This is a genomic window from Serratia sp. AR11 (assembly GCF_056376275.1).
Genome location: NZ_CM150739.1, coordinates 4490534 through 4510152, shown reverse-complemented (window position 1 = coordinate 4510152; position 19619 = coordinate 4490534). Strand labels below are relative to the sequence as shown.

The 19619-nt window shown below is 56.7% G+C and carries 18 protein-coding genes and 1 other RNA gene; 10 read left to right on the top strand and 9 right to left on the bottom strand.

All coding sequences use genetic code 11. The features are described from left to right. Positions 1–9 precede the first annotated feature (9 nt). The 5 genes from yiaK to ACSOSI_RS21270 all read right to left on the bottom strand — a co-directional run bounded on the left by yiaK (position 10) and on the right by ACSOSI_RS21270 (position 5881). Positions 10–1008 carry a 3-dehydro-L-gulonate 2-dehydrogenase gene (yiaK, locus tag ACSOSI_RS21290; RefSeq protein WP_012146635.1) on the bottom strand — a complete coding sequence of 333 codons (999 nt, stop codon included), beginning with the start codon at positions 1006–1008 and terminating at the stop codon, positions 10–12. 256 nt (positions 1009–1264) lie between these two features. Next, the gene (locus ACSOSI_RS21285) at positions 1265–2125 is read right to left on the bottom strand and encodes an SMP-30/gluconolactonase/LRE family protein (protein ID WP_476706097.1); all 861 of its coding nucleotides are present in this window, start codon (positions 2123–2125) and stop codon (positions 1265–1267) included. 11 nt (positions 2126–2136) lie between these two features. Further along, entirely contained in the window at positions 2137–3237 is a 1101-nt protein-coding gene (locus ACSOSI_RS21280; RefSeq protein WP_115183872.1) for an ABC transporter substrate-binding protein, read from the bottom strand. 15 nt (positions 3238–3252) lie between these two features. After that, positions 3253–4335 (bottom strand): ABC transporter permease, encoded by a 1083-nt coding sequence (locus ACSOSI_RS21275; RefSeq protein ID WP_112363470.1) that lies wholly within the window; start codon positions 4333–4335, stop codon positions 3253–3255. Continuing rightward, positions 4328–5881: a sugar ABC transporter ATP-binding protein gene (locus ACSOSI_RS21270; RefSeq protein ID WP_012146631.1), complete on the bottom strand. Its 1554-nt coding sequence runs from the start codon at positions 5879–5881 to the stop codon at positions 4328–4330. Before ACSOSI_RS21270 ends, ACSOSI_RS21275 begins: the two co-directional genes overlap by 8 nt. Positions 5882–6243: 362 nt before the next feature. On the opposite strand from ACSOSI_RS21270, the gene ACSOSI_RS21265 reads away from it, so the two are divergent. The 3 genes from ACSOSI_RS21265 to ACSOSI_RS21255 all read left to right on the top strand — a co-directional run bounded on the left by ACSOSI_RS21265 (position 6244) and on the right by ACSOSI_RS21255 (position 8646). Further along, a complete protein-coding gene (locus ACSOSI_RS21265) occupies positions 6244–7062 on the top strand; it encodes an IclR family transcriptional regulator (protein WP_012146630.1) in 819 nt (272 codons plus the stop codon). Between the two features lie 123 nt (positions 7063–7185). Continuing rightward, positions 7186–7803, top strand: coding sequence for an arginine exporter ArgO (gene argO, locus ACSOSI_RS21260; protein WP_012146629.1), 618 nt, complete (start codon positions 7186–7188; stop codon positions 7801–7803). 111 nt (positions 7804–7914) lie between these two features. Continuing rightward, the gene (locus ACSOSI_RS21255) at positions 7915–8646 is read left to right on the top strand and encodes an oxidative stress defense protein (RefSeq protein ID WP_012146628.1); all 732 of its coding nucleotides are present in this window, start codon (positions 7915–7917) and stop codon (positions 8644–8646) included. 49 nt (positions 8647–8695) lie between these two features. Here ACSOSI_RS21255 and ACSOSI_RS21250 read toward each other — a convergent pair whose 3' ends face one another. Continuing rightward, positions 8696–9589: a LysR family transcriptional regulator ArgP gene (locus tag ACSOSI_RS21250; protein ID WP_012146627.1), complete on the bottom strand. Its 894-nt coding sequence runs from the start codon at positions 9587–9589 to the stop codon at positions 8696–8698. 203 nt (positions 9590–9792) lie between these two features. On the opposite strand from ACSOSI_RS21250, the gene rpiA reads away from it, so the two are divergent. Together rpiA and serA are read left to right on the top strand one after the other, a co-directional pair. Then, positions 9793–10449: a ribose-5-phosphate isomerase RpiA gene (rpiA, locus tag ACSOSI_RS21245; RefSeq protein WP_261414430.1), complete on the top strand. Its 657-nt coding sequence runs from the start codon at positions 9793–9795 to the stop codon at positions 10447–10449. A 301-nt stretch (positions 10450–10750) separates the two neighbouring features. Further along, on the top strand, positions 10751–11989 hold the full coding sequence (gene serA / locus ACSOSI_RS21240; RefSeq protein WP_012146625.1) for a phosphoglycerate dehydrogenase: 1239 nt from the start codon (positions 10751–10753) through the stop codon (positions 11987–11989). Positions 11990–12032: 43 nt separating this feature from the next. Here the strand turns inward: serA and ACSOSI_RS21235 are convergent, their stop codons facing one another. From ACSOSI_RS21235 to zapA, 3 genes are all read right to left on the bottom strand, one after another. Continuing rightward, entirely contained in the window at positions 12033–12641 is a 609-nt protein-coding gene (locus tag ACSOSI_RS21235) for a 5-formyltetrahydrofolate cyclo-ligase (protein ID WP_476706096.1), read from the bottom strand. Positions 12642–12669: 28 nt separating this feature from the next. Then, a non-coding RNA gene (gene ssrS, locus ACSOSI_RS21230) (6S RNA) lies at positions 12670–12852 on the bottom strand. Between the two features lie 41 nt (positions 12853–12893). Beyond that, complete coding sequence (zapA, locus tag ACSOSI_RS21225) at positions 12894–13223, bottom strand: cell division protein ZapA (protein ID WP_012146623.1); 330 nt, start codon at positions 13221–13223, stop codon at positions 12894–12896. Between the two features lie 321 nt (positions 13224–13544). On the opposite strand from zapA, the gene ACSOSI_RS21220 reads away from it, so the two are divergent. The 5 genes from ACSOSI_RS21220 to gcvT all read left to right on the top strand — a co-directional run bounded on the left by ACSOSI_RS21220 (position 13545) and on the right by gcvT (position 19609). After that, entirely contained in the window at positions 13545–14123 is a 579-nt protein-coding gene (locus tag ACSOSI_RS21220) for a YecA/YgfB family protein (protein ID WP_012146622.1), read from the top strand. A 60-nt stretch (positions 14124–14183) separates the two neighbouring features. Further along, the gene (gene pepP / locus ACSOSI_RS21215) at positions 14184–15497 is read left to right on the top strand and encodes a Xaa-Pro aminopeptidase (RefSeq protein WP_476706095.1); all 1314 of its coding nucleotides are present in this window, start codon (positions 14184–14186) and stop codon (positions 15495–15497) included. 4 nt (positions 15498–15501) lie between these two features. After that, positions 15502–16680: a 2-octaprenyl-6-methoxyphenyl hydroxylase gene (gene ubiH / locus ACSOSI_RS21210; RefSeq protein WP_012146620.1), complete on the top strand. Its 1179-nt coding sequence runs from the start codon at positions 15502–15504 to the stop codon at positions 16678–16680. 83 nt (positions 16681–16763) lie between these two features. Next, positions 16764–17966: an FAD-dependent 2-octaprenylphenol hydroxylase gene (gene ubiI, locus ACSOSI_RS21205; protein ID WP_017893874.1), complete on the top strand. Its 1203-nt coding sequence runs from the start codon at positions 16764–16766 to the stop codon at positions 17964–17966. Between the two features lie 545 nt (positions 17967–18511). Continuing rightward, a complete protein-coding gene (gene gcvT, locus ACSOSI_RS21200) occupies positions 18512–19609 on the top strand; it encodes a glycine cleavage system aminomethyltransferase GcvT (RefSeq protein ID WP_012146618.1) in 1098 nt (365 codons plus the stop codon). Positions 19610–19619: the final 10 nt, after the last annotated feature.

The following is a 19619-nucleotide window of genomic DNA, read 5'->3' as shown; positions in this document are numbered from 1 at the left end:
TTTCTCCTGTTACAGCGCCTGAATGCGCGCCCAGATGCGCTCATCCACCGGGATGCCGTCACGCATGTTTTCTGCATGAATTCGTGGGAATTTATGGCCCGGCAGGCGGATAGCCACCTCCGGGTTATCGCGTTCGGCGCTGGTGATGTAGTCCATGATGCGCTGCAGTTTTGCATCGCGAGTGGCACCGTCGATCAAGCGTTCGATCTCAATGGCGATAAACACCTGCGACACGCCGTACTCGTCACTGTTGTCCTCGGTGACTTCCGCGACTGAAGATCCGCCGGAAAGCAGGGTGGCGATCATATCCAGCACTACCGACAGCGCCGATCCTTTCCAGTAGCCCATCGGAAGAATGCGACGGTTCTCTTCAATGGTGGCCGGATCGCGCGTCAATTGCCCGTCGTTGTCAAAGCCGCCGTCCACTGGCAGGGTTTTGCCCGCCAGCCGGTTCAGCTCCAACGCGCCATAGGAGAACATCGACATCGACATATCCACCATGGTGATTGGGTTACCCGGCACCGCGACGATCAATGGATTGGTGCCGATGCGGCACTCTTTGGCTCCCCAGGGCGGCATCACTGCTGCTGAGTTGGTCCAGCAAATGCCGATATAGCCTTTCTCTGCCGCTTGCCAGCCGTAGCCGCCGCCGCGCATCCAGTGGTTGGCATTACGCAGGGCCACCAGCCCGATACCGTGGCCGTCGGCTAACTGCATGGCGCGATCCATCATCTTGCGGGCGGTGAGGTTACCTATGCCCTGATGGGCGTCCCATTGCTCAATTGCACCCAGCGACAGCAGCTTGCTGGGTTCGGCGTCCGGCACAATATCGCCAGCGTCCAACTGCTGAATAAAACGTGGGAAACGGTTAACGCCGTGGGAGTAAACGCCGCTGGCGGAGGTATCGGCGAACATACCGGCACAGTCATCGGCGGTGCCTTCCGCCACGCCCCGCGCCAATAGCACGCGTTTGAATTGCTGCTTTAGATCGGTGTAACTCACTCTCATCCTGATTCTCCGCTACGGCGTATTTGTTTGTTTTGTGTTCTTTGTATTTCAATATGCGGAATTGCATTTCAAATAAATGCTATACCTGCGGTTAAACGAAGTCAAAGCGACGGAGGAGAAAGTTATTTATATAAAACAGTGTGTTAAATTAATCTGATGAATTTGTGATCGACAACACGTTTTGGGGTGTTGACGTGCTTCAGACGTGGCAAAGCAGAGCGGAACAGGCCCGCTCTGCCAACATCATTTTTCCCCGTTATCCGCGAGTATTCAGCACCATGCGGTATAACGAGGTGGTGGCGGTAATGTACAACTCATTGCCATCCGGCCCGCCGAAGGTGCAGTTAGAGACGCGTTCCGGCACCTCAATCTTACCTAGCTGTTTTCCCTGGCTGTTGAAGATCAGTACCCCATCGGCACAGCTGCAAAACAGGTTACCGATCTCATCAACACAAAAGCCGTCCGGGAAGCCGGGCGCCACGCTGACGAAACGCCGACCGGCATCCAGTTCACGCCCATTGACCTGATACACCCGCAGTTCACTGCGGCCGAGGGTGGGGAAATCGACGATCGACATGTCCGCCACATATAACAGTGACTCATCCGGTGAAAACGCCAGGCCGTTTGGCCGCTGCAGGTCACTGGCGGCAATGTTCAGCGAGCCGTCGCGCGGATCAAAACAGTAGAGGTAGCAGCCGATGATCTGGCTTTCCGATTTGTAACCTTCTTCATCCCCGGTGATGCCATAGGGCGGGTCGGTAAACCAAAGGGTGCCATCGGAGCGAACCACCAGGTCATTAGGGGAGTTGAAGCGCTTGCCGTCTACCCGATCGACCAGCATTTGCATCTCACCGTTGTTTTCGGTGCGGCTGATGCCGCGCCGCCCGTGTTCGCAGCTGATCACCCGGCCTTCGGCATCGCGCGCATTGCCGTTGGCATAGTGCGACGGGGAGCGCCACAGGCTGAGTTCTCCCTGTCGCGACCAGTGGAACATGCGGTTGCCTTTCACGTCGCTGAACACCACCGCATCCTGCAGCGGCAGCCACACCGGCCCCTCGGCCCAAATGGCTGGTGAGCACAGGCGTTCAAGCGGGTGACCTGTCATCAGTGGGTTCATGCTGCCTCCGCTTACTTCACGCCCCAAATGGCTTTGTAGTGGCCCTGATAATCATTTTGCGGGTCATACCGATTGCTGCTGCCACCGTCGGCAGTGATATTGTCGCGGGTCACCAGGTGCGCCGGGGTGACGTAGCCGGAAGGCGGCTGTTTGGCGAAGGCGCGGTTAAACTCATCCAGCAGTTGCCAGCCGTGCAGTTTAAGCGGTTCCGGTACCGTAGCCGATTGGCTGCCCCCAGAGCGGATGCGTTGGTAGGCGGAAATAGAGCCGTCGCCGGCCGAGATGCTGTAGGGCGCATTGTTGCCGCCTTTGCCCGCGGTTTTCAGCGCCGGGGCCATAAAATCAAAATACAGATCGTTAATGGCCAGCGCGTACTGGAACTGGTCACCGTATTTTTGCAGCAGGCTGAAAGTCATGGCCGGCATGCGGTTGGCGGTGTCTGCCAGCGGGGTGTCGATAAACTCGACCACCTTGCAGCCGCTGCATTTGCCGATTTCCTCTTTCATTACGTTGGCCTTGTCCAGCGCGATTTGGTACAGCGAATCGGTAAAGATCAACACGTTGGCCTTGCCGCCGGACTGCACCACCGCATACTGGGCGGCGATGCGTGCCACGTCATTGGAGTCGGAGGTGACATTGTAAAACACGTTGTATTTGGCGATTGGCCCTGGCTCAGGCACCGCATGCCAGGCGGTCAGCACAATGCCTTGCTGGATGGCTTTTTTCAGCGGGATCTTGGCCACGTTCGGGTTCCAGCCGCCGATCACGATACCGTCCGGCTTCTGGGCAATCGCCTGGTTCAGTGACGCCAATTGATCTTTCACCGAGCCGCCGCCATCCAGGGTTTCCAATTTCCAGCCGGCCGCTTTCGCCGCTTCACTCAGCCCTTCCTGCACGCCCTGCACGCCGCCGTTTTTCATGTCCGAAGCGATAAAGATGATTTTCTTGTTGGCCTGTAACTTTGGCCCGCTGGTGGGGCCATCCCACTGGGTCACGCTGGCGGTGGCCTTGGTGACCGCCGCCGTGGCCTGGTCGAGATAGGCATCGGCCCAGGCGGATGATGAGGCGCCGGCCAGCAGCAGGGTGGTGGGCAATATCCAAAGATGTTTCATTCGGTGAACTCCTGGTTAAGGATTGATCGCTTTATGGTTATTTTTATCAGCCGGAATGGCTGGGCTGCGTTGAACCGCTTTTTGATTGAGTAGCCGACGGCGTTGGGCGTAGCCTGCCAGCGTGATTGACAGCAACAGCGTCGCACCGTTAAACAGGGGTTCGACCCAGAACTCGCCGCCGAACTGCTGGATACCGGCGATGCCGATAGCCAGAATGGCGATGCCGACTACGGTGCCCCAGACGTTAACCCGACCGGGACGAATGGTGGTACTGCCGAGGAAGGCACCCACCAGCGCGGGCAATAGATAGTCCATGCCGACGCTGGCCTGGCCAACACCCTGCTCGGCGGCGATCAGCACCCCGCTAAAGCCGGTCAGCACGCTGGAGGCGATAAAGGCACCGATGGTAAAGCGATTGACCGAAATGCCGTTCAGCCGCGCCGCCGCCGGGTTACCGCCAACGGCATACATGCAACGGCCCAGTGGAGTGTGTTCGGTGATCAACCACAGCACCACCGCGACGATCAACACGTAGAACGCCACTATCGGGATCCCGCCGATCTCGGTGTGGTGCAGGGCGATAAAGGCGTCCGGCAGATCGCCGACGATCTGTCGTCCGCCGGAGTGCCACAGCGCAATGGCATACAGCACGGTGCCTGAACCGAGGGTGGCGACGAAACTGTCGATATCCGCCAGCGCCACCAAAATACCGTTCAACAGGCCGTACAGCGCGGAGAGTGCCAGCACCGTCAGCACCGCCATCTGCCACGAAAAGCCGTATTCCACCTGTAAGGTAATGGCCAGGATATGCCACAGCACGATGCCGAAGCCGACGTTAAGGTCAATTTTGCCGACGATCATCGGGATGGTCGCCGCCAGCGCCAACAGGGCGATTTTTGCTTTGCTGGAGAGGATCGCCTGCAGCGTCAGCATTGAGGCGAACGTGGGGGAGATCAGTGAAAACAGGAGCACCAGCGCAATGCACAGCAACAGCAGGCCGTAGCGGGTAAGGACCTGCATCAGCCACGGGCCGGCGCCGTCCTGCGACAGGCTGACTCTTTGTTCCAGTGCCGTTGATTTAACAGATGTTTTAGACATGACCCACCTCAGATTCTAATCTTGTCTCGAGAGTTTCCCCGGCGCTGGCGGAGGCCAGTTCCAATAAATTGGCGAATGACACCTGCTGATTTTTCAGCTCGCCGACCACTTTTCCCCGGTTAAATACCAGTGCGCGGTTGCAGATATGGGCGATCTCCTCAAAGTCATTGGAGATAACCAATACCGCCACGCCTTCCTCCAGGGATTTATTTAACAGATGGTAGATTTCCGCCCGTGCGCCGACGTCGACGCCGGCGGTGGGATCTTCCAGGATCAGCAGTGGGGCGCCCAGATGCATCCAGCGTGCCATGACCACCTTTTGCTGGTTGCCGCCGGACAGGGCGCTGATATCGATATTGACGTCCTTGGGCCGCACGTCGAACAACTGAACTTTCCACCAACTGGCCCCGATCTCGGCCCGGCGGCTATAGCGTGACAGCAGTTTGTGGCCGCTGGCCACAGGGTTGATAAACAGGTTTTCACGCACGCTCATCGACATCACCAGGCTTTCGCCGGTGCGATCCCCTGCGACCAATGAGACGCCGCAGGCCATGGCTTGCTGTGGGCTGCTGGCGGTGTAGCCTTGCTCGCGAAAGCGGATTTCGCCTTCATCAGCGTGACGCAGGCCAAACAGCAACCGGCCAATTTCTTCCTGTCCGGCACCGCGCAGACCGGCCAGCGCCAGCATTTCCCCAGGCTGCAGATTGAAGCTGACCGGGCCGATATCACCGACCACCACGTTATTGAGTTGCAGCACGGGCGGCCGATTTTCAGGCAGAGGTTCACGCTGATCGTCAGCCATTGCTTCGCCGACGATCATCTGCACCAGATCGCGCAGTGAATAATCGGCGGTATTGCCACCGGCCACATAACGGCCGTCGCGCATAACGCACACCCGGTCGGCAATTTCGATTACTTCATCCAGCCGATGGGTGACGTAAATCATGCCGACTTTTTTGGCACGTAGCCGGTTAATCACCGCGAACAGGTGGCGCACATCGTTGGCGGGCAGCGAGGCGGTGGGTTCATCCAGCACCAGCAGTTCGGCATTGACCGCGACCGCCCGGGCTATCGCCAACAGCGATTTTTCGGTACGCGACAGTTCGAAGACTCTGGCGTCGGGATCCAACTCTATGCCGACATCCTGCAGTGCCTGAACGGCACGGCGGCGAATGGCACGCCAGTCGATCAGGCCGAAACGACGTGGGAAACCCATCACCAGCGCCATGTTTTCCGCTACCGTCATCCATTCGATCAGCCCGAGATCCTGATGAATAAAGGCAATAGGCTGGCGGCTGTCACTTTTTATCGCCGCGGCGGAGGCTATGCTGGCCCCTTGAAACTGAATATCGCCAGCGTCGCGTGGGTAAACCCCGGCCAGTACTTTGATCAGCGTCGATTTGCCCGCGCCATTTTCGCCCAGCAAGGCCAGGACTTCGCCCGGCATCACCTGCAGGCTGACGTCATTCACCGCGACGTTACCGCCAAAGCGTTTGACGATATGGCTTAGGGTGAGAATGGGTTGTTCCGCATTTTCTGGTGTCATGTGATGCGCCCCTGGTCCCTGCATCCGCGATCGGCGTGATGCTGATTGGTGGTTATATCGCCTTTAAATTTCAACATGCGAAATTCAATTTCAAAAATAATATGCCGATTGCCGATCTAAAGCAAAGCAGGAGAGGTTTTAATTGTCTTTTTAAAACAAGTGGTTATTTATATCTTTGCGGAATTGTGACGCACAACTCACTTCGGTAGTTAGCTGAATGTTGCGAGTTTTTAACCCGCTGACGACAATGAAACGGCGTTCCGTCTTCACCTGATGCGGGCCTTGGGGTAACATTCCCGGCAAAGGATCCGTTTGCCACGCCGTGGCGTTGGCTGGCGGCCCGACACTGGAGAAATTGCGCTATGAGCCTGAAAGCTGTCGACGAGAAAGATGACAAGAAAGACAAACCCCTGGGCAGCCAAAGCCTGTTCCGTGGTTTGCAACTGATTGAGATCCTGAGCAACTTCCCTAACGGCTGCCCACTGGCGCACCTGTCTGAGTTGGCCGGCATGAATAAAAGTACCGTCCATCGCCTGCTGCAGGGGCTGCATACCAGCGGCTATGTCACTCAGGCGCCGTCGCCCGGTAGCTACCGCCTGACCACCAAGTTTATTTCTGTCGGTCAGAAGGCGCTTTCTTCGCTGAATATTATCCATGTCGCTGCGCCGCATTTGGAACAGCTCAATCTGGAAGTGGGGGAGACGGTCAACTTCTCCAGCCGCGAAGACGACCATGTCATTTTGATCTACAAGCTGGAGCCAACCACCGGCATGATGCGCACTCGCGCCTATATCGGCCAGCATATGCCGCTGTATTGCTCGGCGATGGGCAAGATTTTTATGGCCTACGGCAACAGCGATTATCCCGATCGTTACTGGCAAACCCATCAGCATGAAATTCAGACGTTGACGCGCAATACCATCACCGAGTTGCCGAAGATGTATGAGGAACTGGCCGATATTCGCAAGCAGGGCATGGCGATGGATCGCGAAGAGAATGAGCTGGGGGTGTCCTGCGTGGCGGCACCGGTATTTGATATTCAACAGCGGGTGCCTTATGCGGTGTCGGTCTCTTTGCCGACCGCCAAACTGCAACAGATTGGTGTCAAAGCCCTGATTAAGCCGGTGCTGGCGACCGCACAGCGTATTTCTCAGGAGCTGGGATTTGTTATTCCCGCCTGATTATTAGCATTGCTGATAGTTGATTAGAAATATCAATTTCACCTAATAATTTTTTCCTCCTATGATGCGCGTATTGACCGATACGCGCCGCTGAACGGCGCTCTTTTCTCTGTGAGGAATACCATGCTAGCTGTCTTTTTGCAGGGCTTTGCCCTGAGCGCCGCGATGATCCTGCCGCTTGGCCCACAAAACGTTTTTGTTATGAATCAGGGTATTCGTCGCCAGTATCATCTGATGGTCGCGTCGTTGTGTGCGCTGAGCGACATCGTGCTGATCTGCGGCGGGATTTTCGGTGGCAGCGCCTTACTGAGCCGCTCGCCGCTGCTGCTGGCGCTGGTGACCTGGGGTGGGGTAGCTTTTCTGCTGTGGTACGGCTGGGGGGCCTTTCGTACCGCATTTAGCCGGCAACTGGCGCTGGCGACGGCCGAAGAGCTGAAGCAAAGCCGCTGGCGGCTGGTGGTTACCATGCTGGCGGTGACCTGGCTGAACCCGCATGTCTATCTCGACACCTTTGTGGTGCTGGGAAGTTTGGGAGGGCAACTGACGCCGGATGTACGTTCCTGGTTTGCGCTGGGGGCGGTGAGCGCTTCCGTCGTGTGGTTCTTCGCCCTGGCGCTGTTGGCCTCCTGGCTGGCGCCGTGGCTGAAAACCCAAATGGCGCAGCGCATCATTAATACATTGGTCGGGGTGGTGATGTGGGGCATCGCTTTGCAGTTGGCCTGGCAAGGGGCAAGTTTATAAGAATTTGTCACTAATCCGAATTCAAAAACCCGTGCGATATGCTAGCTTTGATGCCAAGGAACTGGCCTTTCAGGCCGGTAATCAGTTAGAGCCTGTCATCAAGGAGACACCGTGAAGCTTAAAGCATTGGCTATGGCCGCAATGATTGGATTAGGGACGTTACCTCTGGCGCTGCAGGCGGCAGAAGTGCCGGAAGGGCCGCACGTAGTGACCTCGGGTACCTCCAGCGTTGACGCGACGCCAGACATCGCCACCCTGGCGATCGAGGTCAGCGTTTCATCCAAAGACGCCGCCCAGGCGAAGAAGCAGGTTGATGAGCGCGTAGCGCAATATTTTGATTTCCTGCAGAAAAACAATATTGAGAAGAAAGACATCAGCGCCGCCAACCTGCGCACCCAGCCTGAATATGATTACCTGAAAACCGGTGAGTCAGTGCTGAAAGGCTACCGTGCCGTTCGTCAGGTACAGGTGACGTTGCGCCAGTTGGACAAGTTGAACGAGCTGCTGGACGGGGCGTTGAAATCCGGTCTCAATGAGATCCGTTCCGTTGAGCTGGGCGTGGCAAAACCAGACGTCTACCGTGAGCAGGCGCGTCAGAAGGCCATCGAGAACGCAACTCAGCAGGCCGCGTCTCTGGCGAAAGGCTTTAACGCCAAGCTGGGGCCGGTATACAGCATTCGTTACCATGTCGCCAACTACCAGCCGATGCCGGTAGCGCGCATGTATAAATCCGCGGGTGCGGCAGCGGAAAGTGATGCGGCGCAAACCTACGAACAGCAAAGCATTCACTTTGACGATCAGGTGGATGTAGTGTTTGAGTTGCAGCGTAACGCGGCACAATAACGCAGGTGGGTTTCAGTAAAAAAGGTTCGCCGCGGCGAACCTTTTCTATTTAATCCTGACGCAGAACCTGGCGGCCGTGCTCCAGCAGGGCATCGGTCACTTTACGCATCATGCGGCTCTCCGGCGCGAAGCGGTGCCAGAACAGCATGCGGCGCTGGAACAGACCCGGCGTCAGATCGATCAGTTCGCCCGAAGCCAACTCTTTCTCAATCTGCAGATGCGGGATCATACAGCAGGTGGTGCCCTGGCGTGCCAACTGCACGAAGGCTTCCGACGAGTTCACGATATGGCAGGGCACGCTACCCGGCGACAGATCAAAGTTCTGCTGCAGGAAAGCCTGGTGCATGTCGTCGAGATGATCGAACGCCACCGCCGGCGCTTTGAGTAGCGCGGAGCGCGTAACCCCGTTCGGGAAGTAACGCTCGGCAAAACCCTTCGAGGCGACAAACAAATAATCCAGCGCGCCCAGTTGATCTACCAGGCAGCTTGGCAGCGGCTGTGGCTGGATACTCACTGCGCCAACCACTTCACCCCGGCGCAGACGTTCCTGAGTGCGGGTTTCGTCTTCTACCTGCAGGTTCAGGCGGATAGGGGAATCTGTCAGCACCGGTTTCAATGCCGGTAGCAGCCAGGTCGCCAGGCTGTCGGCGTTAACCGCCAGCGACAGCAGCAGCGGCGTATCAATGCCGGTATCGTTGCCCAGCCACTCTTCTTCCAGTAATTCCACCTGGTGCAACAGCGCCAGCAGTTTTTGGCCCTGCTCGGTCGGGCGTGGCGGCACGGTACGCACCAACAGCGGTTGGCCAAACAGGTTTTCCAACTGCTTGATGCGCTGGGATACTGCCGATTGTGTGATGCAAAGTTTTTGCGCGGCGCGCTCAAAGCCACGCTCACGGATCACCGCGTCCAGCGCTTGCAGCGTTCGATAGTCTGGGCGTTTCATCGGAAAGATATCCCTTAAAGTAAATTGATACAGGCACTATGCCACATCTCTGGTGTATTACAGGTGGAAAATCACCGGGCCATCTTGCCGCACCGCGCCTAAAAATGCGGCCTGGCGTGAAGAAGTGTGATCCTGCCTAAGTGAAAAATAGCGATTTACCCTATAATACGCACACGTTTTCGTACAGAGGCAATGGACATATTATGACGCAGGATGAACTGAAAAAAGCGGTTGGCTGGGCAGCACTGGATTACGTTACCCCGGGCACCATCGTTGGGGTCGGCACTGGCTCGACCGCCGCCCACTTTATTGACGCGCTCGGCTCGATCAAGCACCAGATCGAAGGGGCGGTGTCCAGCTCTGACGCCTCTACCGCCAAGCTGAAAAGCCTCGGTATCCACGTTTTCGACAGTAATGAAGTGGATTCGCTGGATATTTATGTCGACGGCGCGGATGAAATCAACCGCCATATGCAGATGATCAAAGGCGGCGGCGCTGCGCTGACGCGTGAAAAAATCATTGCCGCTATCGCGCGCAAATTTATCTGTATTGTCGATTCCAGCAAACAGGTCGATGTGTTGGGTAAATTCCCGCTGCCGGTAGAAGTGATCCCGATGGCACGTTCTTACGTAGCGCGTGAGCTGGTCAAGCTGGGCGGGCTGCCGGAGTATCGTCAGAATATCCTGACCGATAACGGCAACGTGATCCTCGATGTGCATAACCTGAGTATCATGGACGCCATTGCGCTGGAAAACAAAATCAACGGCATCGCCGGTGTGGTGACCGTGGGTCTGTTCGCCAACCGGGGTGCCGATGTGGCGCTGGTTGGTACGCCTGACGGCGTGAAGGTTGTCGAGTAATGTAGTGCCGCTACAGGTATGCGGTCTTGGATCCCACCAGGCCGCATAATTCACTGGTTAAAATATCTTTTATTAAAAGCGTCAAATTTGGTGACATATGTCACATTGCGAGCGATAGCTCCACGAAGCTTCTGTCTATTTCTTTCCCTATGGCATTTTCTGCCAGAAACCACCAACAACGCTGAGCCTTGTACTGACGGGCGGGCAATCGTTTGTATTGCCGCCCGCGATATTTTTGTTATGTTGGATGCGTGCTGTTTCACAACAGCCGCTTCTGAAGTCTGAACATAGGGTCGGGTAAATGGCAAAAGTATCATTGGAGAAAGACAGGATTAAATTCCTGTTGGTGGAAGGGGTTCATCAGAGCACGGTAGATAATCTGCTGGCAGCCGGATATACCAACATTGAATATCACAAAGGTGCGTTAGACACCGAATCGCTTAAGGCATCGATTCGCGATGCTCACTTCGTCGGTATCCGATCGCGCACAAATCTGACCGAGGAAGTTTTCGCTGCCGCAGAGAAGCTGGTGGCGGTGGGCTGTTTCTGTATCGGCACTAACCAGGTTGATCTGAAGGCGGCGACCAAACGCGGCGTCCCGGTGTTTAACGCACCTTTCTCTAATACCCGATCCGTGGCTGAAATGGTGCTGGGCGAACTGCTGCTGATGTTGCGCGGCATTCCGTCCGCCAACGCCAAAGCGCACCGTGGCGAATGGCAGAAACTGGCCGTCGGCTCGTTTGAAGCGCGCGGCAAGAAGCTGGGGATTATTGGCTACGGCCATATCGGCACCCAACTGGGGATCCTGGCCGAAGGCCTGGGCATGAAAGTGTTCTTCTACGATATCGAGAACAAGCTGCCGTTGGGTAATGCCCAGCAGGTGCGTCACCTGTCCGATCTGCTCAATATGAGCGACGTAGTGACGCTGCACGTGCCGGAAACCCTGTCGACCAAGAATATGATGGGCGCAGAAGAGCTGGCGTTGATGAAGCCAGGCTCGATTCTGATCAACGCCTCGCGCGGTACCGTGGTGGATATTCCAGAATTGTGCAAAGTCCTGGCCAGCAAGCATTTGGCCGGTGCGGCGATCGACGTCTTCCCGGAAGAACCTGCGACCAACAGTGAGCCGTTCATCTCACCGTTGTGCGAGTTTGACAACGTGATCCTGACTCCGCACATTGGCGGTTCTACGCAGGAAGCGCAGGAGAACATCGGTGACGAAGTGGCCGGTAAGCTGGCGAAATACTCCGACAACGGTTCGACCCTGTCGGCGGTTAACTTCCCGGAAGTGTCACTGCCGGCGCATGGCCCTAATGCCAGCCGTCTGCTGCACATCCATGAAAACCGTCCTGGTGTACTGACGCAGATTAACCAGATCTTCGCTGAAGAAGGGGTGAACATCGCCGCGCAGTACCTGCAAACCGGTCCGGAAATCGGCTACGTGGTTATCGATATCGAAGCGGAAACCGAACGTGCTGATGCTGCACTGCAACGCATGAAGGCTATTGACGGCACTATCCGTGCTCGCCTGCTGCTCTGATTGAATACGCGGTGACAAAAAGGCCGGATTTTTCCGGCCTTTTCTATTTGGCTATCTGCCATGTCCAATTTTGAGATGGGGTAATGATTTCCGGCAGCGGGATATCCCAATGCTCCACCGGCAACTGTTCCACCTGCTGACAGTCATGCGCCAACCCGATAGGGTAGGGGCCGAGATGTTGCCAGTTTTGCAGAGTGCGATCGTAAAAACCGCCGCCCATCCCCAAACGCTGGCCCGAGCTGTCAAACGCCACCAATGGCGTCAGCACCACGTCGAGTGATCCGACCGGCAAGACGTTGCGCACATCGAGCTGTGGCTCAAGGATATTGAAACGGTTGTTAACCAGCGGCGTTTCCGGGGTGTAACGCAGGAATAGCAGGTTGCCGGGGCTAAACGGGTGCAACACCGGCAGGTAGACTTGCTTGGCCTGTTGCCATAACCGTTCAATCAGCGGACGGGTATCCAACTCACCGTCAAACGACAAAAATACTGCAATGCTGTGTGCCGCCTGGATGCGCGGATGCGCAGCGATACGTTCGGCAGTTTGCAGGGCAAAGTTATTTTGTTGTTCAGAGGTTAGAGCGCGTCGACGCTGACGGATTTGGTTACGGATGTTCTGCCGCTGCTGGGCATACTGGGCTTGAAAAGACATAGTCAGCACACTTACCGCTGAGGAAGGGGGAATCTCCGAGATGCCGTCGCAGGCTGTAACCCTTGAACCCATGGTTCAAGGTGAACGTGCTGTCGCAATCTTAAGGCTTCTCGGCGGGCCGAGCATGCACACCGATCGCGGATCATCACATTCTGTTGGTACTAAATATCGGCTCAGGGGACTGGCCCGCTGGCGAACATCTCAGAGAAATTTTTTACTCATTGCCGAAACCTTGGATTTCAGCAACTTAAGTTATTCGAATTGTGCATCCTGACGTTCAGAGATGCGACCCTGTTCAAGCAAAGCCTGTTCAATGGTCTGTTGTAGCATGCGAATGCGTTGTTCCATATTGGACGCATAATCACGGGTTTTCAACCGTTCTTGAGCAAGTTCGTGACAAACATTCAATGCCGCGATGAAAACGAGCTGCTCAGTATTTGTGACTCTAGTGCGAACTTTAAGATCTTGCAACCGTTCGTTAAGATCGACCGCTGCCATGTTCAACGCATCTTGTTGTTCTGGCGGGCAATTGACTCTTAAAGAGCGACCAAAAATTTGAATATCTACTGGTTGTGCAGACATGCCACCTTCCTGCCTAAATTTCGCGCCAGCCTCAACCTGCCCTTACCGGGCCGTCCAAAGCGGGCGCCACTATATATACCTCGGTACCAAGATACAACCCCTTTTTCAGTACCTGGTTGTAATCTACTGCGACAGACATTACCAGTCAAAAAAGGGTTTCAAAATGCGTATTTAGCTTCATTTTGTTCCCTGCCGGCAGTGTGTGAGATCTGGCACATCACGATTATAACTAGCCACTGAGGTGTCGTGCTTATCTGGTACAGCGACGGACCTTGGTGGTAGCATAACACGAACTTATCCTGCCAACGATGACGAATACGCATGTCTATACAGAATACATTTCCAAGTTACCAATCTTTGACCCTTGCCCTCAACCAGCAAGCGGTGGCGTTGACCGCTGCAGAAATGCACGGCCTGATCAGTGGCCTGTTGTGCGGTGGCAGCCGCGACGCCGGCTGGCAATCGCTGGTCTATGATCTGACTAACGAAGGCGTGGCCTTCCCGCAGGCGCTAAGCTTGCCACTTCAGCAACTTCATGAAATTACGCGTGAAACGCTGGAAGATGACGATTTCATGTTCCAATTGATGATGCCGGAAGGCGAGACGGTCAGCGTGTTTGACCGCGCCGACGCGCTGAGCGGTTGGGTGAACCATTTCCTGCTCGGGCTCGGCATGATGCAGCCGAAACTGGCTCAGGTGAAAGACGAGGTGGGTGAGGCGATCGACGATCTGCGCAATATCGCCCAACTCGGTTATGAAGAAGACGAAGACCAGGAAGAGCTTGAGCACTCTCTGGAGGAAGTGGTGGAGTATGTGCGGATGGCGGCCATTTTGTGCCACACCGAATTTACCCGCCGCAAGCCGACGGCACCGGAAAATGCCAAACCGACCTTGCACTAAATACCCGCTATCACGTCCTTAAGGCCGTGAGCACAGGCAGATTGATTTCAGGAGAAGGTGATGACTCAGCAGGAATTCAACAGCCGCCGTCAGGCGCTGTTGGCTAAAATGGCTCCGGCCAGCGCGGCGATTATTTTCTCTGCGCCGGAAGCGACGCGCAGTGCCGATACTGAATATCCTTACCGTCAGAACAGCGATTTTTGGTACCTGACCGGTTTTAACGAGCCGGAAGCGGTGCTGATTCTGGTGAAAAGTGACGAGACGCATAACCACAGCGTGTTGTTCAACCGGGTGCGCGATCTGGCGGCGGAAACCTGGTTTGGCCGCCGTCTGGGCCAGGATGCCGCTCCGTCGAAGCTGAGTGTGGACCGTGCTCTGCCGTTCAATGAAATCAACGACCAATTGCCTCTGTTGCTTAATGGCCTGGACGTGGTTTACCACGCACAGGGCCAGTACGCCTATGCCGATAAAATAGTGTTCGACGCGCTGGACAAGCTACGTAAAGGCTTCCGTCAGAACCTTCAGGCACCGGCGACCCTGACCGACTGGCGTCCGTGGCTGCATGAAATGCGCCTGTTCAAGTCGTCCGAAGAGATGGTTATCATGCGCCGCGCAGGTGAAATTAGTGCGCTGGCCCATACCCGCGCGATGGAGAAATGCCGTCCGGGGATGTTCGAATATCAGCTCGAGGCGGAAATTCACCATGAGTTTACCCGCCTGGGTGCCCGCTCCCCGTCCTACAACACCATCGTCGGTGGTGGAGACAACGCCTGCATCCTGCATTACACCGAAAACGAAAGCGAATTGCGCGATGGCGATCTGGTGTTGATCGACGCCGGCTGTGAGTTTAAAGGCTATGCCGGTGACATCACCCGTACCTTCCCGGTCAACGGCAAATTCAGCCGACCGCAGCGCGCGGTGTATGACATCGTGCTGGCGTCACTGACGCGGGCGCTGGAGATGTTCAAACCGGGCATCAGCATCCGTGTGGTGAATGATGAGGTGGTGCGCATTATGATTACCGGTATGGTAGAGCTGGGGATCCTGAAAGGCGAAGTAGAGCAGTTAATTGCCGAGCAGGCCCACCGTCCGTTCTATATGCATGGCCTTGGCCACTGGTTGGGGCTGGATGTACATGATGTCGGCCATTACGGCACGCCGGATCGCGACCGTACGCTGGAGCCGGGTATGGTGCTGACGGTTGAACCGGGGCTGTACATTGCGCCGGATGCCGACGTGCCGGAAGAATATCGCGGCATGGGCATTCGTATTGAAGACGACATCCTGATCACCGCGACCGGTATTGAGAACCTGACTGCCGGCGTAGTGAAAGACGCTGACGCCATCGAAGCATTGATGGCGGCGGCAAGGTAATAGCATGAGTGTAATCATCGTTGGCGGCGGTATGGCGGGCGCGACTTTGGCGTTGGCCATTTCATCGCTTACTCAGGGACGATTGGCGGTTGATCTGGTCGAAGCGACCCGACCGGACGACCGCAGCCATCCGGGATTTGACGCCCGCGCCATTGCCCTGGCGCAGGGCACCTGTCAGCAGTTGACGCGCATCGGCGTTTGGCCGGCGCTGCGTGACTGTGCGACGGCCATCACCCAGGTGCACGTTAGCGATCGCGGCCACGCCGGGTTCGTTAATTTGCACGCGCAGGATTATCAGGTTGACGCGTTGGGGCAGGTGATTGAGCTGCACGACGCAGGGCAACGGCTGTTTGCGCTGCTGGCCAAGGCCCCCGGCGTTACGCTGCACTGTCCGGCCCGGGTGGTCGATGTGGTGCGCACCGCGGAGCAGGCCGAAGTGCTGCTGGATAACGGTCAGCGCATCAGCGGGAAACTGCTGGTGGCGGCAGACGGCTCGCGTTCGGCGCTGGCACAGGCTTGCAATGTGCAGTGGCAGCAAAGCGACTATCCGCAGTTTGCTACCATCGCCAACGTCACCACCGCCGAGCATCCGCAGGGGCGCGCTTTTGAACGCTTCACCCGGTACGGGCCGCTGGCATTATTGCCGATGTCTCAGGGACGCAGCTCACTGGTGTGGTGCCATGCGCGTGAAGATCGCGAGCAGGTTGACGGCTGGGACGACGAACGTTTTATCAGTGAGTTGCAGCAGGCATTTGGCTGGCGTCTGGGGCGCATCCTTCGCGCCGGGAAACGTCACAGCTATCCGCTCAGCCTGCTGACCGCCAATCAGCATGTCAGCCATCGCCTGGCACTGGTGGGCAATGCCGCGCAAACGCTGCACCCGATCGCCGGGCAGGGGTTCAATCTCGGCCTGCGTGACGTGATGTCGCTGGCGGAAACCCTGGCCGAGGCGCAGCAGGCCGGAGAAGATCCCGGTGGCTATGCGCTGTTGGGGCGTTACCAACAACGGCGGCAGCAAGATCAGCAGGCGACCATCGGCGTGACCGACGGCCTGATCCGGCTGTTCGCCAATCGCTACGGCCCGCTGGTGGTCGGTCGCAATCTGGGCCTGATGGCGATGGCCCGGTTACCGGCGGTGCGAGACGCCTTTGCCAAGCGCACTTTGGGCTGGGTCGATCGTTAAGCGGTGTATGAGCAGGGGCGTAGCGTGCTGCGCCCAAAACGCTGGGCAATGGCACAGCGAGTCATTTAAGGAAATTAAGCAGCATGCAATCATTTGACGTGGTTATCGCCGGCGGCGGTATGGTGGGGCTGGCTCTGGCCTGTGGTTTGCAGGGCAGCGGTCTGCGCGTTGCGGTGCTGGAACATCAGCAACCGGATATGACGCCGCCGCAACCACAGCCGGAACTGCGCGTTTCCGCTATCAATGCCGCCAGCGAGCGCCTGCTGCAGCATATCGGCGTGTGGGACGAGATCCTCAACCTGCGCGCCAGCGCCTATAACGCGATGGAAGTTTGGGATCGCGACAGTTTCGGCAAGATCGCCTTCCGGGGTGACGAATGTGGTTTCAGCCATCTCGGGCATATCATCGAAAACTCAGTGATCCAGCAGGCGTTGTGGAAACGGGCGGAAAGCCTGAGCGACGTCACGCTGATGACTCCGGCGGCGCTCAAGCAGGTAGCCTGGGGCGAAAACGATGCTTTTATCACCCTGGAAGATGGCCGCATGCTGACTACCCGGTTGGTCATTGGTGCCGACGGCGCCCATTCCTGGCTGCGTCAGCATGCCGATATCCCGCTAACCTTCTGGGATTATCGCCACCATGCACTGGTGGCCACTATCCGCACTGAAGAACCGCATTTGGCGACGGCGAGGCAGGTGTTCCACGGCGATGGCATTCTGGCGTTTCTGCCGTTCAGCGATCCGCATTTAAGCTCGATCGTCTGGTCGGTGGCGCCGGAGGAGGCAGAACGGCTGAAGCAACTGGAGCCGGAGCAGTTTAACCGTGAACTGGCGATGGCTTTTGACCTGCGCCTCGGTGCCTGCACGGTGGAAAGTGAACGTCAGACCTTCCCCCTGACCGGGCGTTACGCCCGCAGCTTTGCCGCGCACCGGCTGGCGCTGGTAGGTGATGCCGCACATACCGTGCATCCGCTGGCAGGGCAAGGGGTGAACCTGGGCTTTATGGACGCCGCCGAGTTGATTGCCGAACTGCGCCGTCTGCAACGTCAGGGCAAGGATATTGGCCAACACCTGTATCTGCGTCGTTACGAGCGCCGCCGCAAACACGGCGCGGCGGTCATGTTGGCCAGCATGCAGGGGTTCCGCGAACTGTTTGATGGCAACCACCCGGCGAAGAAGCTGCTGCGTGATGTTGGGCTGCGACTGGCCGACAGCCTGCCGGGCGTGAAGCCCAGGTTGGTGCGTCAGGCGATGGGCCTCAATGATCTGCCTGAATGGCTGGCCTGACCGCTGTCTGAGGGAGGTCGCCAGGCCTCTCTGCCTTATTTTCCTCGCATTATCATCGCTCCCGAAGGCGCAGTCCTGCGCCTTATACCCATAGCTTTTTCTTATATAACCCTTCATTTGAAATAATCTAATTCCAGGCCGGTTTTGCCATTAGTTTTTCTAATTCCATGTTCGGTTATCAAAAGTCGAAATTCCGTATACGGCCGTGGGTTTGTTATATAACTTCGGATTTTTGGTGCTTTAATTGTTGGTTTTGTGCCTTAAAGCGCATTTTTCCAGTCAAAAACTCTGCACACTAGCCCGGCATTTTACTGGCCCTGAACGACGCCAAGCCTATTTTATCTTATGGTTAATGGGGTCATTCGGTGATAACGTCAGGACAAAGGTATCGTTTGCGTCACGGCGGTTAGCCGCAGTTTTTGCACGTTTCGGCGCAGCGTTTCCGTTGGGCAGTCAGTGCGCCACGCAATCCGGCCGCGAGCCATTATCTGATGTATTGCGTAGCAGCACCCTATCTTCAGCTTCTGAGTGAAATGAGGGAAAAGATGGCAAAGCAAACCCCACTGTACGACCAGCACGTGGCGTGCGGTGCGCGCATGGTAGATTTTCATGGCTGGATGATGCCGCTGCATTACGGCTCCCAGATCGATGAGCACCACGCCGTGCGTCAGGATGCCGGTATGTTCGACGTCTCCCATATGACCATTGTGGATCTGCGCGGTGCCCGCACCCGCGAGTTCCTGCGTTACCTGCTGGCGAATGACGTCGCCAAGCTCACTCAACCTGGCAAAGCGTTATACACCGGTATGCTGAATGCATCCGGCGGTGTGATTGACGACCTGATTGTTTACTTCCTTACTGAAGACTATTTCCGCCTGGTGGTGAACTCCGCCACACGCGAAAAAGACCTGGCCTGGATCGAAGAGCACGCAGCCCCTTACGGCGTAGCCCTGACGGTGCGTGACGATCTGGCGCTGGTTGCGGTGCAGGGCCCACAGGCCAAAGAACGTGCCGCCACCTTATTTACTCCGGAACAAAAAAGCGCGGTTGAAGGCATGAAGCCATTCTTCGGCGTACAGGCCGGGGATCTGTTTATTGCCACCACCGGTTATACCGGCGAAGCGGGCTATGAAATCGCCCTGCCGAAAGAGCAGGTGGTCGATTTCTGGCAAAAACTGCTGGCAGCAGGTGTGAAGCCTGCCGGACTGGGCGCACGCGACACGCTGCGTCTGGAGGCAGGCATGAACCTGTACGGGCAAGAAATGGACGAAGGCGTTTCGCCGCTGGCCGCCAACATGGGCTGGACCATTGCCTGGCTGCCGGAAGACCGTCAGTTTATTGGCCGTGAAGCGCTGGAAAAACAGCGTGAAATGGGTACCGAGCAACTGGTCGGCTTGATCATGACGGAAAAAGGCGTATTACGTAATGAGCTGCCGGTGCGATTCACCGATGAAGCAGGTCAGACGCATGAAGGGATTATCACCAGCGGTTCATTCTCACCGACCCTGGGCTTCAGTATTGCCCTGGCTCGCGTGCCCGCCGGTATCGGCGAGCAGGCCATCGTGCAGATCCGCAACCGTGAAATGCCGGTCAAGGTCACCAAACCTGGATTCGTGCGTGCCGGTAAGCCACTGACTAATTAATTTTTTGTTT

Excerpts from the sequence above, each read along its gene's own strand:
- yiaK (WP_012146635.1), bottom strand. The coding sequence starts at position 1,008 with ATGAGAGTGAGTTACACCGATCTAAAGCAGCAATTCAAACGCGTGCTA.
- ACSOSI_RS21285 (WP_476706097.1), bottom strand. The coding sequence starts at position 2,125 with ATGAACCCACTGATGACAGGTCACCCGCTTGAACGCCTGTGCTCACCA.
- ACSOSI_RS21280 (WP_115183872.1), bottom strand. The coding sequence starts at position 3,237 with ATGAAACATCTTTGGATATTGCCCACCACCCTGCTGCTGGCCGGCGCC.
- ACSOSI_RS21275 (WP_112363470.1), bottom strand. The coding sequence starts at position 4,335 with ATGTCTAAAACATCTGTTAAATCAACGGCACTGGAACAAAGAGTCAGC.
- ACSOSI_RS21270 (WP_012146631.1), bottom strand. The coding sequence starts at position 5,881 with ATGACACCAGAAAATGCGGAACAACCCATTCTCACCCTAAGCCATATC.
- ACSOSI_RS21265 (WP_012146630.1), top strand. The coding sequence starts at position 6,244 with ATGAGCCTGAAAGCTGTCGACGAGAAAGATGACAAGAAAGACAAACCC.
- argO (WP_012146629.1), top strand. The coding sequence starts at position 7,186 with ATGCTAGCTGTCTTTTTGCAGGGCTTTGCCCTGAGCGCCGCGATGATC.
- ACSOSI_RS21250 (WP_012146627.1), bottom strand. The coding sequence starts at position 9,589 with ATGAAACGCCCAGACTATCGAACGCTGCAAGCGCTGGACGCGGTGATC.
- rpiA (WP_261414430.1), top strand. The coding sequence starts at position 9,793 with ATGACGCAGGATGAACTGAAAAAAGCGGTTGGCTGGGCAGCACTGGAT.
- serA (WP_012146625.1), top strand. The coding sequence starts at position 10,751 with ATGGCAAAAGTATCATTGGAGAAAGACAGGATTAAATTCCTGTTGGTG.
- ACSOSI_RS21235 (WP_476706096.1), bottom strand. The coding sequence starts at position 12,641 with ATGTCTTTTCAAGCCCAGTATGCCCAGCAGCGGCAGAACATCCGTAAC.
- zapA (WP_012146623.1), bottom strand. The coding sequence starts at position 13,223 with ATGTCTGCACAACCAGTAGATATTCAAATTTTTGGTCGCTCTTTAAGA.
- ACSOSI_RS21220 (WP_012146622.1), top strand. The coding sequence starts at position 13,545 with ATGTCTATACAGAATACATTTCCAAGTTACCAATCTTTGACCCTTGCC.
- pepP (WP_476706095.1), top strand. The coding sequence starts at position 14,184 with ATGACTCAGCAGGAATTCAACAGCCGCCGTCAGGCGCTGTTGGCTAAA.
- ubiH (WP_012146620.1), top strand. The coding sequence starts at position 15,502 with ATGAGTGTAATCATCGTTGGCGGCGGTATGGCGGGCGCGACTTTGGCG.
- ubiI (WP_017893874.1), top strand. The coding sequence starts at position 16,764 with ATGCAATCATTTGACGTGGTTATCGCCGGCGGCGGTATGGTGGGGCTG.
- gcvT (WP_012146618.1), top strand. The coding sequence starts at position 18,512 with ATGGCAAAGCAAACCCCACTGTACGACCAGCACGTGGCGTGCGGTGCG.